The sequence below is a fragment of the Arachidicoccus terrestris genome, assembly GCF_020042345.1.
Classification (GTDB): Bacteria; Bacteroidota; Bacteroidia; order Chitinophagales; family Chitinophagaceae; genus Arachidicoccus; species Arachidicoccus terrestris.
The window spans coordinates 3,087,783-3,105,836 of record NZ_CP083387.1; the positions used below are offsets into that span (position 1 = coordinate 3,087,783).

Below are 18,054 nucleotides of genomic sequence, written 5' to 3' on the forward strand. Positions count from 1 at the left end.
TTTAATATATGAAAAGATGTTTTTTATTTCTATTTTTTAGCCTGATCACGATGTGTGGTTTTACGCAAGGCATGGAAGATATGTGGGACAGTTCAACTACCGGGAAAACGCACCCGAATATTCATTGGTTCAATGAGGCAAAGTTTGGTTTGTTTATTCATTGGGGGCTCTATTCAAAATTGGCGGGAACCTGGAATGGGAAGCATTATTATGGAAGCGGTGAATGGATTATGAACCAGGCGAAGATTCCTGTAAAAGATTATCGGAAAATAGCAGCTTCGTTTAATCCTGTTAAGTTCAATGCAGATCAGTGGGCACAACTGGCTCAGGATGCGGGTGTTAGATATTTGGTCATTACTGCCAAACATCATGAGGGGTTTTCCATGTTTGATTCGAAAGTGACCGATTATGATATTGTTGACGCAACTCCTTATAAAAAGGACCCGATGAAGGCCTTAGCTGTTGCAACACGTAAACGGGGTATTCAGTTCGGATTTTACTATTCCCAGTTTCAGGATTGGTATGAGCCTAACGGAGGCCGTAATACCTGGGATTATGACGAGTCGAAAAAAGACTATCAGCTATACTACCAAAGAAAGTCCATTCCGCAACTAAAAGAATTATTGAGCAATTATGGACCATTGGGGATTGTCTGGTTTGATACGCCAGGCGGAATGACCAAGGCAGAAACCGAGGCTTTTGTGAATGAACTCCGGCGACTTCAGCCCCGGAGCTTGTTTAGCAGCCGGGTCGGGCAAGGATTGGGCGATTACAGGGATTTCGGAGATTCAGAGGTGCCGCCTACGCCAATAGGTGGTGCGTGGGAGTCTATTTATACCCATAATGATACCTGGGGATATATCGCCCATGATTTTAATTTTAAATCTCCCAAAGAAATTATACAGCTACTGGCAAATGTAGCTTCGAAAGGAGGTAATCTGATGCTGAATGTGGGACCGGACGGCGATGGCAATATTCCCTACTACTCGGCGAAATTCCTGAAGGAGACAGGCAAGTGGTTGAAAGAAAATGGTGAAAGTATTTACGGGACGACGGCGGGATTTATACCAGTGCAGCCCTGGGGCGTGACTACAGCCAAACCAGGAAAGCTCTTCTTACATGTTTTTAAACTTCCCTTAAATGACACATTGCTTGTCCCGGGTTTTTCAGCTGACGTATCGAAAGTCTATACGCTCATGGGAAAGTCACCTCTTGGTTTTTCGAAGCGGGGCCGCGATTTGTATATTTCACTTACGTCTTTACAACAATCCCATAGTCCGAATACTGTATTTGTGGTAGAGTATAAGGGGAGTAGCCCTGCTTACAACGCAATGGCGCCGGTAACTGTGTCGTCGACATATGAACAGAATCCGATACATGCGGCCAATGCACAGACGAAAGGGAAGGCAAGGGTACAATCTCTGACCTATAGTTACTATTATGGCGATTGGAAGCATACTACCTGTGTAACTGATATGAGCAGCCCCAATGATGCAGCTGAATTTTCGATTCGTGTTACTGATCCTGGAGATTACAGGTTTATTTTAGAATATGCCTGTCCGAAGGAGCAGGCCGGTCAGGAAGGGTGCCTGGAGATAGCCGGCAAAACTTTCTTTTTTCGGACGCTTCGCACCTCGGATTATGACCGAAAGGTCCCTCTTATGTTTATAAAGCATTCCGTAGCTTTGTATACAGTAGAGAAGCCCGGTGTCTACCATATTGTTGTTAAGCCTTATAAACAGGGAAAAGAATTGTTTAAGTTGAAATCCATTATAGCCGAGCCTATTTAGCGGATAAGATATGAACTACTGAATTCTATTGGCAGCCTAAACCGTTGTTTGTCTGATCTGGTAGTCAGTAGCGGCATTATTGCCGTTGCCCGCATAGAATCAATTCAATTGAGAATATATTGTCAAGAGATGCTGTTAGGCCGCTTTTAATGTCCGGTTTAATAGGCTTTTGTGAAGCCGACACGGCTTATTTATTCGTTTTTTTTGGTTCAAGCAGATCCACATCCTTACTGGTCCATTTTTTAGCGTGCCCCCAATCTGGTTTATCTAGGTTACAAGGGTCGCCTTTCTTGTTAAGAGATCTTGTCAATTTATTTTTCAGGTTGGCGACTTTAGCTATGTACTTCGATTTTCCGGATAAATCGTGTAACTCATCGGGATCATTTTTTAAATCAAAAAGTTCATTCCGGTATTGCCCTTTAACGTTGTAACAAATTAGTTTAAACCTGTCTTGAACAATCGCCCTTTGGATATTCAGGTATGCAAAGAATACGTGGTCTCTCCCCTTAAACGGTTGATCTGTAAAAGCCGCTTTTAATGACCGGGATTCGACTGAAGAAGGCACATGCTGACCAGTCAGGGCGCAAAGAGTCGGAAAGATGTCATTCAGGTAGACCAACTGGCGGACACGCTTGTTTTTGGGTATGCCGGGCCCTGCAAAGATCAAAGGAACCCGGATAGCCGATTCATAACAGTTTTGTTTACCCAGTAGTGCATGATCGCCGACAGACAGGCCGTTGTCTCCTGCAAATACAATGATCGTATTATCATATCTGCCCGTTTTTTTTAGTTCATCGATTATCCGGCCAATCTGGTAGTCCACTTCGGAGACCATGCTGTAGTATTTGGCCAGTTCGGATTTGATTCCCGCCTCTGTCCTGGGATAGGGCAGGAGCAACTCGTCACGGATATAAAGCTCGCCATTATCAAATGCCGGTTCTGCTCTAAAGGAAGCTGGCAGTTGCACCTGATCAGGCCTATAACTGTGCCCGTACCAAGTAGGAGGTGTCCTGGGATCATGAGGAGAGGTAAATGCCACATACATCAAAAATGGCTGTTGGCTGTCCTTTTGTTGTTTTAGGAAATCTATGGCAGCATCTGCAAAGTAGAGTGAGGAAAAATGATCTCCCCAAAATGGATCTTCATATTTACCTGTACTGTCGTAGTGATTCAATTTTGGCCGGTATTGTCCTCCGGTAGCAGGCGGGTTCATTCCACCAAATAGAATATTTTCTCCAGTCGTAAACGACCGGTTGAAACAGGCCTTATCCTGATGCCATTTACCTGTCCCAAAAGTAATGTAACCATTATTTTTGAACAGCTCAGGAAATGTGCTTATTCCCTCAGATACAAACTTGCCCCCCTGTTCCAGGTGAAATAGCGACTTGCCGGTCATGATCATCGCCCTGCTGGGGCAACATATCGCCCCACTGAGTCCACCCATAATATGAGCTTCTATAAAGGCGGTACCGTCATGTACCAGCCGGTCCATGTTAGGCGTTACAATCTCTGAATTACCCAAAGCATGTATCGTATTGTATCGCTGGTCATCCGTTATGATAACCAGCACGCTCGGCCGTTTATTGGACGAGTCCCTCTGCGCCTCCGTTTTTTTGAACGGTATTAAAGTCATCAATGCGCAGGCAATAGAGCCCAATAACGGTATATTTATTCTTAGGATCATTCAACTTTATTTTATTATGGAATACTCTATTTATTGAACCCTTAGCCTGCCTGTAATTTTCGCCCAGATATGCTACAGAAAACTGGGTGCATTGCTTCAACTCCAAATATAATGGCGCAATACACCCAGAAAATGACAAACCAACCACATCACTCAAAACATTATTATTCAAGCTGTCAGCCTTGAAACAGGCGCTGTTTATCAATAGCCATCATTTTGCTCGAGAATAGCTTCATTATTGTTCGTAATTTCTGTCGCAGGAATTGGCCACAGATTATGATAGGGCTCAATCGTTTTACCCGAAACAGGGTTATATTTCTTATCACGGTCATATAGTTTACCCAAACGGGTTAAAGTCACGGATCTGAATTCTTCCAGATATAGCTCTCTTAAACGTTCATCCAGAATATAATCCAGGTTTACCTGTGAAACGGTGGCGGGCAGGGCATGGGACCTTGCACGCACGACATTGATGTCGTCGACTGCCTTTTGTGTATTACCTTTATCCAGATACGCCTCCGCTCTATACAAATATGTTTCGGAAAGACGGGCAAAATATTTCTGCATAAATAGCCTGGACGCTCCGTTGAGGATGGTTCCACCAAATGGATTGGTGTCATCTGTTAATACAGAAGGGCCCGCAACAGCCACAAAGTCACCGGCAGATGGTGAAGCTTTGCGAATAATCGGATAGAAATTGCGGATAGTATCTCTAAAATCTGCCGGCAAAACTTTATCCTTATAGCCATCTTTTACGTACCACTTGCCATAATCCGGAGAAGTGGAAGGTACACCTGATATTCTTATATCCCGGACAATGTTGTAGGATGAGTTGCGGATATCTCCTGATCCCCATATTTCGTACAAGAAATGTGCTGTAGGCCTTATCCAGCCAATGCCGTTGGAAGAAAGGCTGTCTACAAACTTGCCGTTATACATAACATTCATTTTGGTCTTGGAATTTGACTCTTTAATTTTAAGGCCGCCCAGGCTGGGTACAACAGCCCATGCGGTCTGATCTCCTACGGATGAAGCATTATTTAAAGCTGTCTGGATCACTAGTAAACCTTCATGGTTACCGGTACTGTAATTCTGATTACCGTATTCGAACAGGTCTCTATATACGTCCCCTGGCTGGTTGGCGCGTCTGCCAAACCGTTCTGTCATTAGAGATACTCCAGGGTAGTCGATTACGGCAGTGGCACTGGCAATCGCACCATCGTAGTCCTTTAAAGAAATAAGCACTTCAGTAAGGATATGCTGGGCGATCTGTTTGTTTACTACTCCGTCCTTAACGCTGTCAATATTCTGTAAAAGGCCGACCGCCTGCACGAGATCTGTTTTGCATTGCTGATATACTTCTTGCCGGCTGGCCCTGGTATAATCATAGCGCGGTTCTTTCAATTCATTGAGCTCCACCGGCACGCCACCGAACAGATTAGCCAGAATATCGTAACTATACGCCCGGAAAAACAACGCCTGACCTAAATAACTATTTTTGTCTGCATCGCTCATTGTTGAGGTGGGAACCCTGTTTATAATCAGGTTGCAATTGGTAATAATCTTATAAAAAGCCGTCCAGATATTGTTCGGAATAAAATAAGAAGGTACCATGGTTGCCTTATAAGCATTCAATTTGGCTGCAGGATCGTAGTCTGTCCCGTTAAAGGCAAAGTCTGTTGCATAATACAGACCGAAGTAAGTATCCAGATTCATATTGCCCATATAAATGTTCCTGATGCCATTATAGACATTATTAATAGCATGCTGAAACTGTGTCGCATTCTGCAAAGAATTGTCCGGCGTATAAATGGATAAAGGCTTCTCATCCAGAAAACTCTTTTTACAAGCGGTAGTCAAACCTGCCAAAATAAAGAGCAGATATATAAAATTTGATTTTTTCATTGCTATTGATTTGATTTTTTGCCGTTAGAAACTAAGATTTACACCTACAGAATAGTTTTTCATGACCGGATAACCGTTCAGATCCAGTCCTAAACCGCCGGCGACGCGCAGACCGGTGGCAGATTTTTCACCGGATGGAGCACTGGATTCCGGATCCCAGCCATCCCAGTCCGTAATGGTAAAGAGGTTCTGGGCATTTACGTACACACTGGCCGATTTAAATACATTCAGTTTTTTAATCAGTTTATCGGAAAGGTTATAAGTAAGTGTTACGTCCTGCAGGCGGACAAAGCTCCTGGAAACATAAGGGCCGAAGTCCTGACCGATTACCGGCACGTAAGCAGCTATACTTCTGTATCTGGCACCTGTATTATTGGGCGTCCAGTAATCATATACAAACACGTTTTTGGATTTGGTGTTATCGGGATTACGCAGCATAACACCAGGATTGCCCAGATACCCATTTTTCCCTCCCTGAATCGTGTTGAGTGTAAATTTCAGATCAAAACCCTTAAAGGTAAACTCATTGGATAAACCCAGACTATAAGATGGGTCTAGTTTACCGAGAATCTGTTTGTCTTTGGGTGTGATCGTGCCATCTCCGTCTACATCTTCAACTTTATATTGACCCGCCTTGAATCCCTGATCTGCCAGTTTCTGAGGAATATCATCCCACAGTTGCCACATGCCTATGATCTTGTAATCGTAGACAACACCATACGGCTGACCGATAAAATAGCTAAGGATAGGGTCTGTACCATTGATCAGGTCCTTTTTTGAGCCATCAATATCCAGGATCTTATTCCGGTTCCGGAAGAAATTGGCTGATACACGCCAGCTAAATTCTTCACCTTCGACAGGGATGGCGCTGATATTTAATTCCTGGCCTCTATTTTGAATTTTACCGATATTGATCAGGAAAGAATTAAAACCGGTTATTGTCGGCGTTGCCCTGGAATTTAGCAGATTGACTGAATTGGAGAAATATAGATCCAGGCTTCCCGATAACCGGCCATTAAAAAAGCTGAAATCCGCTCCCGTGTTAAAAGACCTGGTTGTTTCCCATTTTAGGCTGGGGTTAGGCAGCTGACTTAGGAAAGACCCGAGTTCTGCGCTTCCGGCTGAGCCATATAAATACCCGCTGGCCAGTCCAACATCCATCTGGGCCAGGGTCTGATACCGTCCCACTGTCCGGTTACCGGTCTCTCCATACGAGATACGCAACTTCAGATCATCCAGATTTTGGACATTCTGCAGGAATTTCTCCTGTTTCATTCTCCAGGCAAAGGCTAACGAAGGGAAGACGGCCCATTTATTGGCATCCGAAAAGCCGGAGAAGCCGTCTCTTCTTATTGTACCTGTTAGTATATACTTTTTATTGTACGTATAGGTTGCTCTGGCCATCTGGTACAGCGACTGTTCCTGCCATGGCAGAATACTCAGGCTGTTGGATACCGTCAATCGGGCCGGGTCTCCCACGTCCAGTCTATTGTAGGACAGGGACCCGTCTGTAATACCTCCTGCAGAAGTGCTGGTCCCGTCATGCATATTTTTTTCCGCTCCATATAATAAGGTTACGTCGATCCCATGGACGCCGAAATCCCGTTTATAACTCAGGATATTATCTAGCGTCAGAAAGTAATCGGTCATATAGGTTTTGTAAGCGGTGGCCTCTTCATTAGGCGCATTATAGTTAAACCGGTTATAGTACACATAGTTATTGCCGAAATTCACCCGATAGGTCAGACCCTTGATAAACGGAACATCGGCGCTTGCAAAGAAGTTGCCGATGAAATTAAGGTTACGGTCCTTGTCTTTGGACCTTTTAAGAACTTCCAGGGCTGTTGGCGTAGTGGTATTTTTGTAAAACTCCAACATTTTGCCAGTAGCAGGATCAAAAGGCAGGGTGTATGGGTTTAAAGAGATTATATCTGAGAATGACGGAGAAACGCCGCTAAAGTCATTTATAGAAAGTCCGGTCAAGGCCCCCAGTGTCAGCCAATCAAAGGGCTTGGTTTCTATATTGAGGCGAATGCTGTTCCTTCGGTAGTTATCATTCATGATCAGGTTCATCTGGTCTAAGTAGCCGTAACCAATATAGAACTTTGTCTTCCTTGATTTGCCACTGATGCTGATGTTGTGATTTTGAATATGCGGATGCGCGTTGGTCATCAGGTCCCACCAGTTAGCCTCGATGCCGTTTTTGTAATTTTCAGCTTCCTCTGCGCCTAATTTTGTGGAGGGGTCCCAGTCCGGATTCTTTTTGGTCATGTCATTTGGATCCCTGCTTTCAGATAAATACCAGTCTCCTAATTTTCGAATTTCCTGAGCGCCATTAGCAGGTTTCATATTCTTTTGTGTCATTTCCTGTGTGGAATACTCACCCGAATAATTTACAGTCAATTGGTCGATGCCTGATGCACCGCTTTTAGTGGTAATCAACACCACTCCGTTAGAAGCCTGAGAGCCATATACAGCCGCTGCACTTGCATCTTTTAAGATATCTATGCTTGCGATATCCGATGGATTAATGGAGGTTAACGAACCCCTGTAGATTAAACCGTCCACCACAATCAAAGGGGAAGTTGTGCCGGAAATAGAATTCCTGCCACGTACCATCAGAGTGGGATCGGAGCCCGCCTTTGTCACCTGCCCTACAGTGAGGCCAGGAACGGTACCGCGAAGAGAAGACATGATATTAGGATTGGGTGACTGTTCCTGGACCTTCAGATCAGCCTTTACAACTGAACCTGTGACATCACTCCTTTTTGCAGTACCATAACCGATGACGACCAAATCATTTAAAGAGGACGTTTGTTCAGTTAATTCTACATCGACGATGTCTTTCTGTCCCACAGTGACCTCTTTATTTTCATAGCCGACAAAGGCAAACACCAGTATATCCCCCTGCTTTGCCTGAATGTGGTAAGAACCATCAGAATTGGTGACAGTTCCTCTTTTAGTCCCTTTGACCATTACGGTCGCTCCCGTTATGGGTTTACCGGTTGTGTCCGCCACTTTTCCATGGATTTCTCTTTGTTGTTTAATAGTGGCAGATGCCGTTAGGTTCTGTGCCGGTGCCGCTTTAATGATTACAACATTCCCATTGATACGGTAAGTCAAACCGCTTCCGGCCAGGCATACATCTAAGGCTGATTTAATATCCGCATTCTGTAAATCCACACTGACGTGCGGTCTGTTTTCGAGCAATGCGGGACGCCATAGAAAGGAATAGCCTGATTGCTTTTTAATGACCTCTAATGCAGATTTAAGCTTTGCGTCATTTAAATGAAGATGGATTCTTTGAGCGAGGCCTTTTGCACTAACCTGTAAACCTGTAAGCAGCAATAGGAAAACTGTTAATCGCATCACCAACAATTTTTTTGGCCTGACCATTCTTCTTTGACACAGGCGTTGATGACAATCAATTTTAATCATTTTTTCAAATTATGAGGGTTAAATAAAAGTCGGTCCATTTATAATAATACCCTGCACATGCCCTCTGATAAAAGAGCATATTAGCTGTATTATGAAGGATAATTACGGCTGAATGGCGGGGTTAATGCATCATAACATTCATATATTACTCAGGTGAAACGATAAGTGTTTTGGCGTTTAGTCTTATATGGACACCATACTCGTTCAATGACTTTATAATATCGGAAAGATTGGATCGCTTGTCAAGCATCCCTCCGAGCCTGATCTCCGGTATTTGGCCATCATATTGAATATCCACATCATACCATCTTGACAGCTGTTTCATCACCTCTTCAAAGGAGACATTGTCTAAAGAAAACTGGCCGTTCATCCAGGCGGTAATTTCGTCTGTGTCGACTTGTTTAAGTTTCAGATGACCGCCTCTATCTGTGCTGGCCTGTTGCCCAGGTTGTAAAAGGGTTTCATTGACCTTAAGTGCGCCTTCGATCAGCGTTGTTTTTACGTTGTGATCATCCTCGTAAGCCGTTACATTAAATGCAGTGCCGATGTCTTCGATTATCTGATTGCCGGCAATTACTTTAAAAGGTTGCGCCGTGTTATGTACGACTTTGAAATAGGCTTCTCCCGTCAGCTCGACAACTCGTTGTTTCTGTCCCTTAAATGAGATCGGAAAATGCAGCTTACTGCCTGCATTGAGCCATACCTCTGTACCATCAGGTAAAAACATCTGCCATTGCCTTCCTCTGTCCGTTACCACGTCGTTGTAAACGGGCTGGTCGGCGCTACCAATATATTTCAATTGCCCATTCTCTTTTACGATCTTTACATCCCCCTCCTGCAATACAACTCCGTCTTTTAAACTATCCAGAATGATTGTTTTGCCGTTGGCAAGACGGAGTTCGGCTCCCGTATGTCCTGGAACAATATTCGTATTTTCTGCGATCTTCTGCGCTTTTTGCGAAGCGTTTTGTCTAACACCAGTATCTAAAAACCAAAATGCGCCTATTATGACAATAACTATTGCTGCAATTGACAGCCATATGAACAATGAACCTTTAGTGCCTTTGGGTTTATTCTCAAGACGGATCTGGCTTTGAATGGCTACCATTAATTTATCTGCATGCGCGTCTTCGCTCGCCGCTATATTTTCCGGAAGCTCTATATCCAGATCCTGATTGCTGTTATACCAGCTTTCAAGTTCCGCCCTTTCTTCCGGGGTGATCGTTCCGTCAAACAAGCGGCCGGCCAGATTTTGATAATAGCGAATACTACGATTTGGGTATGAGCTCATGAATGGCGCTTTATATACATGTATAAAATCTGACAGCTACCCCCCAAGCCAGATGAAAAAAATAATAGAATGGATGTGTTTTGGCTTATGATAATGGGAGCGAACGAGCAGGGCCTGTTAAGTTGGAACTGTGAGAAACTGCCGGTTTGAAGAAGGCCCGATCAATTCAATATAAATAATAGTACAAGCATGCCCTGTACGGCTGTCCGCAGCTGATGCAAAGCCCTCGTTATCTGATTTTCGACAGTCTTCTCTGATATACAAAGTTTTCTGGCAATTCTCTTATTTGAATAACCTGCCTCACGACTTAACTTATAAATTATCCGACAGCGCTCGGGCAGTTTGTTTGATGCCAGCGTGATTTGCTCCTGCAGCACCTTAAACCGGTAAATGTCATCAACAGAGTGTTCCATCAATACTCTTGTGACATTTGTCAGCACTGCTTTCTTTCTCTGGAGTTTTTGTCTGGCCGCAAGCGTCGCATATACCCTGAACTTTACCGCGCCTGCCAGAAAGGATTTAAGGGAATAGGTAATTTCGATGGCCGCCCGACGATTCCATAGATCTGTAAATACATCCTGTACGGCGACTTCGGCGTCTCCGTAATCCTCTAATTTATTGACAGCCACTGAGAAGAGCAACTTCCAGTATCGCCGATAGATTTCATTAAAGGCTCCTTCATCATCTTCTCCTAGAAGGTGCATGAGTTCGGCATCCGTATGTGATTGTATTTTGGGCATAACATTACTAACGTAAATCTAGATAAAAATCGGATGCTGTGAATATTAAATACTAAAATCATTGAATGTTTGGTAAAAATAGTTGAATTTCTATTCAATGAGGTAACATGAACATGTAAAGAAATATTGCTGGCGCAAATAGCACCTGTTGACTCTATCGATTCACTTTGGGGATTGCGAAGATCGTTTGGCAGCTATGAACTCCTAATTTCGCATTCCAATTGAATGATAGCAGCGGCCCTACTATCATTTTTTTACGGTTTTATACAAGCGATTCTGTATTATTAATTGGTCAATCAGCAGCTTTATTCTTATTGCTGTGTGGATATAATAGGAGGAGACAGCTTGTTCAGTTTCGATCACCTTATGTATCAATTTCGAACATGTTATTTATTTACATACATGTTAGTATTATATAATCAATTGGTTATATCACGGCATTATTATAGATGAACTTTATTATTAGAATTTTGATTCAACAGCAATCCGTTTTTTAATTTATTTAAGACATAAAAATGTTCAAACACTATCTTAAGATTGCCTGGCGTAACATTTTCAAAAACAGAATTGCAACATTCGTTAATCTGTTCGGGCTATCTCTGGCATTGACCTCCTTTCTGTTTATTTCGCTTTGGATTAAAAACGAACTGACTTTCGATAATTATCATAAAGGTGTACAGGATATTTACCTGACAGAATTTAAATTTTCCCAGGCAGCTGATCCAAATCCAATAACCGTACTGCCACTGGCCAATGTACTTGAAAAGGATCCCCACGTTACTTCCGTGGCAAGACTCGCCCGGGATGAGAGGACTGTACACATTGGTCAACATCTTTATAAAATTGAATCGATTGGAGTTGTGGATAGTGCATGGTTTGATATTTTTGACTATACGCTCGTACATGGAAGTTTTGAAACCTTCAATAGAAATGCTTCATCACTAATATTAACCAAGTCCAAGGCGAAACAATTGTTCGGCAACATTGACCCAGTTGGCAGGCTCGTAACAATTGATTCTAATCTTCATAGCGTGGCTGCTGTAGTAGAAGATAACCCCGTCAACTCCAGCTTTCAATTTGATATGTTGATGCCTATGTCTTTCAGGCTATCGCAGCCTGGAAGAATGGATAAGGACAATACTTGGGGGAATGCAAGCTACCGGACCTTTGTTAAGCTTCGTCGTGACACGAAGCTGGCTTCTTTCCAAAGTAGTGCGAATGTCTTAATTAGAAACGCTTCGGGGCAGAAGGAAGCGTCGATCGCATTGCAGCCATTGAGAGATATGCACTTTGATAACGTTTCTTATGATCCTGTATTTAGGCGTGGTAGTTATTCTTCTGTAATCATATTTGGCATTTTGTCTTTACTGTTACTCGTAATAGCAAGCGTTAATTATATTAATCTTACAATAGCAAGTGCCAATGAAAGGTCCAGGGAAATAGGTATTAGAAAGATTATCGGCGGGACGCGCGGTCAGTTATTTGTCCAGTTTCTCACTGAGTCATTTCTGTTGTGCCTGGTCGCTTTATTCGTTTCACTGAGTTTACTGGGGTTATTGCTCCCGATTTTTAATTATATCGCTGAGTCGAGGTTTACCTTACTCCTACTTCTGCCCGTGTTATGGAAGATAATCCTAGGTACTTTACTTCTCACTACATTGTTGAACGGCGTTTTGCCTGCCCTTACGATGGCTTATTTTAAGCCTCTAAATTTCTTGAGAGGCTATTCGATACTAAAATTTAAAAGTACTTTTTTCCGAAAAGGATTAGTCGTTTTTCAGTTTGTTATTAGCTTGGTTCTGATTATTGGTACCCTGGTCGTATACTTACAGATGAGACTAGCTCAGTCATCGTCAGCCCAATACAATAGGAATCAGGTTGTAATGCTTAATTTACCTACTGAGATCCGGCGTAAACTGAAGTATAATGGTCAAAGAATCAATGAGTTTTGTCAAACATTAAAAAATGAATTACTTGCTAAAAATGTTATCCGTACTGTGGCCTTTGGAAGTACACCTATTGAAGGGAATATAATGAACTCTTCCAGCGCCCCAAATTATTATTTTCCCGGTATAGATACCAGTCTGAAGTTGTCGGTAGTTAGATTGGGGTTATCGCCTGATGCTAATGATATTTTCAGTTTCCATTTAAAAGAGGGGCGGTGGTTCAACAATGATAACAGTGATAAGGGAAACTTCATATTAAATGAGACCGCGATCCGGGAGTTAGGAATACCAGAGCCGGCTGTTGGCCGGTTTTTTGCAAAAAGATATGGAGATACTGGCCGTATCATTGGTATAATTGAAGACTATGCCTTTAGGTCGCTCTATGACAAGATTGGGCCCATGGCGATTGTAAATAGTGATGATGATTCGCGAGGTGAGATTTTTATAAAGATCGCTTCCGGTAAAATACAAGAAGGCATGAAAACTATTGAGTCGACTTGGAAAGAGTTTATACCACAAGTGCCATTTGAATATCAGTTTATGAATCAGGTGTTTGACAATTTGTATAAGGATGATCTGAAAGTTTCCAGGTTGACGTTAGCCTTCGGAGGGATTACGATGTTGATTTCGCTTTTGGGATTATTTGGTTTGGCTGCCTTTATTTCCGAACAAAAAGCCAAGGAAATAGGGATTCGTAAAGTATTCGGTGCTGGCGTTAGAAGTATAATGGTTCTACTTTCCGGCAATTTTATGAAACTCGTTCTTATAGGTTTTTTTCTCGCTATACCGCTTGCCTGGTGGGCTGCTTCTGAATGGTTGGAAAGCTTTGCGTATAAAATTCACCTGAATGTATGGATATTTATACTGCCGGGCTTGTTCGTCATGTTGATTGCTTTTTTGACGGTAAGTATGCAGACATTTCGTGCAGCTTGTGCCAACCCGGTAGAGAGTTTAAAAAATGAATAGCCCGTAAAGGAATTTAAAAAGTGGGCCATGACATTAGACGTAGCCATATTTTGTATAAAAGGATATCGGCGTTTCACCATATACTGAGGCCGATTTTCAACCATATCAATAAAAGCCTGTGCGCTTATTGTTCAATAACTCTACCATATTTAATGAGGTCTGAATTTTGGCCAATTCGCTGTAACGGCAATACTGACCATCGCCCGAGATCATTACTTCGTCAGTTGCCAAATGTTATATTAATTGCTGCAGTTTTCCGACTTATGGGTCTCACCTAAGGGTAGGATATTGCATTTTATTGTTTTTGACGTAATAGAACTTCTAATTTATCTAATTTTTCTGCCCAGAAGCCATTGAAATAGGCCATCCATTCTTGTAGCTGTTTGAATCCATCTGGTTTTAAAGTGCAATAGCGCTGGCGCCCTTTCTCCTCAATATAAATGAAGCCGGCGTTATACAGAATCTTGACATGTTTTGAAACAGCAGGTCGACTCATGTCAAAATTCTCCGCCAGAGAGTTGATTGATAAGCGATCTTTTGAAAGTAGGTATAGCATCTGCCTTCTGCTGGGGTCTGCAATGACCTGGAAAACATCCAGTGGCACCATATTTCCTGATCGATTTTGAGAGAATGTCATTTCTGTTGAATATGTGGAAATTTGTCGGCAACCAAATTAAGTTGTAAGCCATGTTCTAAATAAGCTTTTAACCCGTCCAGTACGGTTGTGAAGCCACCGGTACTGTCGATAATCTTTTTTATCAGCTCATCTCCCATTAGGTTAAAACCATAGTTTTTGATTATCACATAGGTGGTGTCATCTGTCACGGCGGTAAATTCGTAGTCGACAGTAGTTGCCGGGTTACCCCATTCAGTAGATATCAGCTTGTGGGCAACGATCTCTTTGGTCAATACATCGGACGAGACGTTATACATTTCCCATTCCCATTGGACGGTTTTGCCAACTTCGAGTGGCCCGCTTGATTTTGTAAACCAGAATTTCGTGGTTACGTCTGGATCGATAAATGCCTGGAATACCTCACTGACAGGCTTCCTGATCAGCATTTGGGTTTCTACGACCGGCGTATTTTTTGCTGTTTCCATTTTTTTAAATTTAGCGTTACGGATTGTTTTCAACGAAAGACTTAAGTAGAGAACCCATAAGCTCTGTCCAGCCTTTAGCAAAATTACTTTTGGCGAAATCAGCCAGTGGCGGAAAGGTTTCCAGACCACTATGTGTTAGTCTAAGCCGGGTGCCGCTTGCCTCTGGAAAAAGCTCGAAAGTGACATAAGAGATACCTGAGTATCCTTCGTATCGCCAACTATAAACAAGCTTCCGGGGCGGCACAGCCTCTGTTACTTCGCAAAGGTGTTTCATGTCTTGTCCGGAACTGCCCTTACCGTAAAATTCAAATGTGAAGCCCACGACGGGCTTAAATTCCTGGAGATCAAAGTACCATTGTCTCATGTCCTCTTTATCGGTAATGGCTTTCCATACTTTTTCAACGGAAGCATTATAGGTTCGCTCGATAGTAAAAGGGTGTGTATCCATTTTTTTAGATTTTTCTGGATTATTTAATTTCGCGTAACCCGGGGGTTACACAAATTTATAAGTAACTTGTGAGTTACGCAAATTTATTTTCCTCGATCATGTATGCTGGTTCAGGCAGAGAATGTCTTCCGTTTTTATAATTATCTGTTTATGAATGTTTTAGGGATGTATATAAATTTATTGATAAGATTCAGCCCATTAGTTGAGTCATCTCAATTTCTAAACCGACAATCGGCAGGGCGTTCTGCTGACATAAGTTTTGAGTCGTTTTCCGGAGGAGAGATCGTAAAGACCAATAATCGGTTTAAATCTTTGTGCGTTAATTGTTGCTTTCAGTGGCGTCCCCACCTCCTCCAAAATTCTGAAACGGGACGTTTTTCTCAATTTTGAATACTTCTTTTTCCAGAATGGTATTGAGGATGACGGCATTTCGATAGGGGCCCATTCCCAGATCGGGTGCGTTAAAACCATGGGTATGCATTTCGCCGTTCTGAATAAATAGCGAGTTGTCGTTGTCAATGCTATAGTTACGATGCACATTGTATTTACCTTGGGAATCCCAACGGATGGTAGGTTTAAGGGGACCTATAAAATTTGGTATGCCATATTTATAGCCTGTAGCCAGGATCAGTGCGTCTGTGGAATTTGAAAAAGTACTATTTGTCTCGTTATGGAAAAATGTGCAGCTGAGGCTCGCCCCTGACTGACACACTTGTTGTAAAGTGCAACCGGGTACTAGATGGTATTTCCTTTCAACCGGTTCCTCCAGCGACGACTCATATAACTTGTCATAGATGGTACTAATGAGTTCTTCGTTTATACCTTTATATAAATTCGACTGTTGAGACAGTATCCTGGATTTCGCCTCCGGTGCCAATGAATAAAAATGATCAATATAGTCCGGTGAAGTCATCTCCAAGGCAAACTTTGAATAGTCCAACGGGAAAAACCTTGCAGATCTGGTAATCCAGTGAATAGACTTATTTTTTGAAAGTAAGTCATCAAATATCTCCGCGGCACTTTGCCCTGAACCCACAATAGTAACCCTTTTGCAGTGCGTCAGAACTTCTTTTTTCTGTAAATAATCTTCAGAATGGAAGACATTTTGGAGTTCGGAAGTGATACATGAAGGGATATTAGGTCTTGTACCTACTCCGAGGACAATTCGCTTGGCCAGGTATATTTTTTTTCGCCTGGTTTTGTTGGAATATATCTGAATAGCATAGCATTTATGTTTCTTATCCAAGCTGATTTGCTGACATTTAGAGCTAAATTGAAGACTTTTGAGTTGACCGGCTACCCATCGGCAGTAGTCGTTATATTGTTTTCTCAAGGGGTAATAGACTTCCCGAATGGTAAAGCGAAATAGTGCTCCTTTTGCCTGTAAATATGATAGAAAGCTGAAGGGGCTCCTCGGATCTGCCAGTGTTACTAAATCTGCGTGAAATGGGACCTGTAGTTTGGTTCCGTTAAGAAGCATTCCTGTGTGCCAGTTAAATGACTCATTTTGATCGAAAAACATGCATTTAAGTTTTGTTTTGCTCTGGGCTAGGGCCGCAAGACCTAAATTAAATGGGCCTATGCCAATTCCAACCATATCATAAATTGTTTTCATAACTATTCATTTTAAATGTTATTTAATTTTAATTTAAACTGATCTTATTGAACTCTTGAGGCTTTCGGTTGTGTATATGTATATAAGTAGGTAAGAAAGATAGTGGTTAAAGTAACGATCAGTATGGGCAGTAATGCAGATGGAAATGTTTTCGTATGATATCCGAATACTGGTAATAGCCAGCAAACCAGGATCCATTGAATCATATATACAAAAGTTACTTGCCTGCTTAACATATTTAGAAACTGTATAATTTTGGAGGATCGAGGTGCCTTCGTGATAAGGTGGCAGCTTGTTATAAACAGTAACGCTGAACCTACATGCAGGCATGTACCGGAGGGCCCCAGCCGATAGAAATTGGTAAGCCATTCTGTTGGCTCGTAATGACTTCCAATTAATCCAAGAATACAAAATATCAAACCCGATATAGATAACAGAAGATAAGCTTTTCTCTCAGTAAAACTTTTCATTATATAACCGACAGCTAACCCGGAAATGGGATAAGCCATCCAAGGAAATACCGGAAAGAAGCTGTCTGGCGGCACGCCATTCAATAATGCGACCGGATGCACGAATATGACACCGGCTGGCTGTATATTCCAGGTGATGGGAGAGAAGAGGATAGTTAACAATGCGATACCTGCTGCCCACAGTGCATACCTCTGTACCCGATACAAGAATCCACAAATCAAATAACTGATGGCTGCCAGTTGCAGAATATCTCCAATTATTATAAGACGGAATAGACCATGGAAGTCCTTTCTGATCCCGTTTTCGATAAAAAGACTTTCAGGTAATCCCAGGCAGAGTGCTGGAATGACGAATTTTAGGACATTTAGACTGTAACCCAGTAACAGGAGTTTTAAGGATCGCCTGAGTATTTGTCTCGCCGTTTTTTGCTTTCCATGAGTGATTGCTATACCCATTGTCATCATGAATACGGGTGCAGCCTGTTCCGCAATTAATGCAAGCATTTTACCGCCTCCTGAATGGTGAACGGATGTAGAACAAAAGAATAGTACACTGTGTATGACAGGCAGTGTGATCAAAATAAGGCCCTTTGAAACGTCGAGCGTAACATTACGTTGTTTAAGCATTCTTATTAAGTTTTGAAGTTATTTTGTAATAGG

12 protein-coding genes are annotated in these 18,054 nt (G+C 42.3%); 2 read left to right on the forward strand and 10 right to left on the reverse strand.

Annotated features, from left to right (window positions below):
• Positions 1–8 precede the first annotated feature (8 nt).
• Complete coding sequence (locus K9M52_RS12000) at positions 9–1,790, forward strand: alpha-L-fucosidase (protein ID WP_224068666.1); 1,782 nt, start codon at positions 9–11, stop codon at positions 1,788–1,790.
• A 187-nt stretch (positions 1,791–1,977) separates the two neighbouring features.
• Here the strand turns inward: K9M52_RS12000 and K9M52_RS12005 are convergent, their stop codons facing one another.
• The 5 genes from K9M52_RS12005 to K9M52_RS12025 all read right to left on the reverse strand — a co-directional run bounded on the left by K9M52_RS12005 (position 1,978) and on the right by K9M52_RS12025 (position 10,848).
• On the reverse strand, positions 1,978–3,474 hold the full coding sequence (locus K9M52_RS12005) for a sulfatase-like hydrolase/transferase (RefSeq protein WP_224068667.1): 1,497 nt from the start codon (positions 3,472–3,474) through the stop codon (positions 1,978–1,980).
• Between the two features lie 201 nt (positions 3,475–3,675).
• Positions 3,676–5,379: a RagB/SusD family nutrient uptake outer membrane protein gene (locus tag K9M52_RS12010; protein ID WP_224068668.1), complete on the reverse strand. Its 1,704-nt coding sequence runs from the start codon at positions 5,377–5,379 to the stop codon at positions 3,676–3,678.
• Between the two features lie 24 nt (positions 5,380–5,403).
• Complete coding sequence (locus tag K9M52_RS12015) at positions 5,404–8,748, reverse strand: SusC/RagA family TonB-linked outer membrane protein (RefSeq protein ID WP_224068669.1); 3,345 nt, start codon at positions 8,746–8,748, stop codon at positions 5,404–5,406.
• A 214-nt stretch (positions 8,749–8,962) separates the two neighbouring features.
• Positions 8,963–10,108 carry a FecR family protein gene (locus tag K9M52_RS12020; protein ID WP_224068670.1) on the reverse strand — a complete coding sequence of 382 codons (1,146 nt, stop codon included), beginning with the start codon at positions 10,106–10,108 and terminating at the stop codon, positions 8,963–8,965.
• A 161-nt stretch (positions 10,109–10,269) separates the two neighbouring features.
• A complete protein-coding gene (locus tag K9M52_RS12025) occupies positions 10,270–10,848 on the reverse strand; it encodes a sigma-70 family RNA polymerase sigma factor (protein WP_224068671.1) in 579 nt (192 codons plus the stop codon).
• A gap of 515 nt (positions 10,849–11,363) precedes the next feature.
• Between K9M52_RS12025 and K9M52_RS12030 the strand changes: the two genes are divergently transcribed.
• Positions 11,364–13,760 carry an ABC transporter permease gene (locus K9M52_RS12030; RefSeq protein ID WP_224068672.1) on the forward strand — a complete coding sequence of 799 codons (2,397 nt, stop codon included), beginning with the start codon at positions 11,364–11,366 and terminating at the stop codon, positions 13,758–13,760.
• Positions 13,761–14,055: 295 nt separating this feature from the next.
• On the opposite strand, the gene K9M52_RS12035 is transcribed toward K9M52_RS12030, so the two are convergent.
• The 5 genes from K9M52_RS12035 to K9M52_RS12055 form a co-directional block, all read right to left on the reverse strand.
• Positions 14,056–14,367: an ArsR/SmtB family transcription factor gene (locus K9M52_RS12035; protein WP_224068673.1), complete on the reverse strand. Its 312-nt coding sequence runs from the start codon at positions 14,365–14,367 to the stop codon at positions 14,056–14,058.
• 26 nt (positions 14,368–14,393) lie between these two features.
• Complete coding sequence (locus K9M52_RS12040) at positions 14,394–14,861, reverse strand: SRPBCC family protein (protein WP_224068674.1); 468 nt, start codon at positions 14,859–14,861, stop codon at positions 14,394–14,396.
• 16 nt (positions 14,862–14,877) lie between these two features.
• A complete protein-coding gene (locus K9M52_RS12045) occupies positions 14,878–15,309 on the reverse strand; it encodes an SRPBCC family protein (RefSeq protein WP_224068675.1) in 432 nt (143 codons plus the stop codon).
• A 319-nt stretch (positions 15,310–15,628) separates the two neighbouring features.
• Positions 15,629–16,924: a lysine N(6)-hydroxylase/L-ornithine N(5)-oxygenase family protein gene (locus K9M52_RS12050; RefSeq protein ID WP_224068676.1), complete on the reverse strand. Its 1,296-nt coding sequence runs from the start codon at positions 16,922–16,924 to the stop codon at positions 15,629–15,631.
• A 44-nt stretch (positions 16,925–16,968) separates the two neighbouring features.
• On the reverse strand, positions 16,969–18,021 hold the full coding sequence (locus K9M52_RS12055) for a heparan-alpha-glucosaminide N-acetyltransferase domain-containing protein (RefSeq protein ID WP_224068677.1): 1,053 nt from the start codon (positions 18,019–18,021) through the stop codon (positions 16,969–16,971).
• Positions 18,022–18,054: the final 33 nt, after the last annotated feature.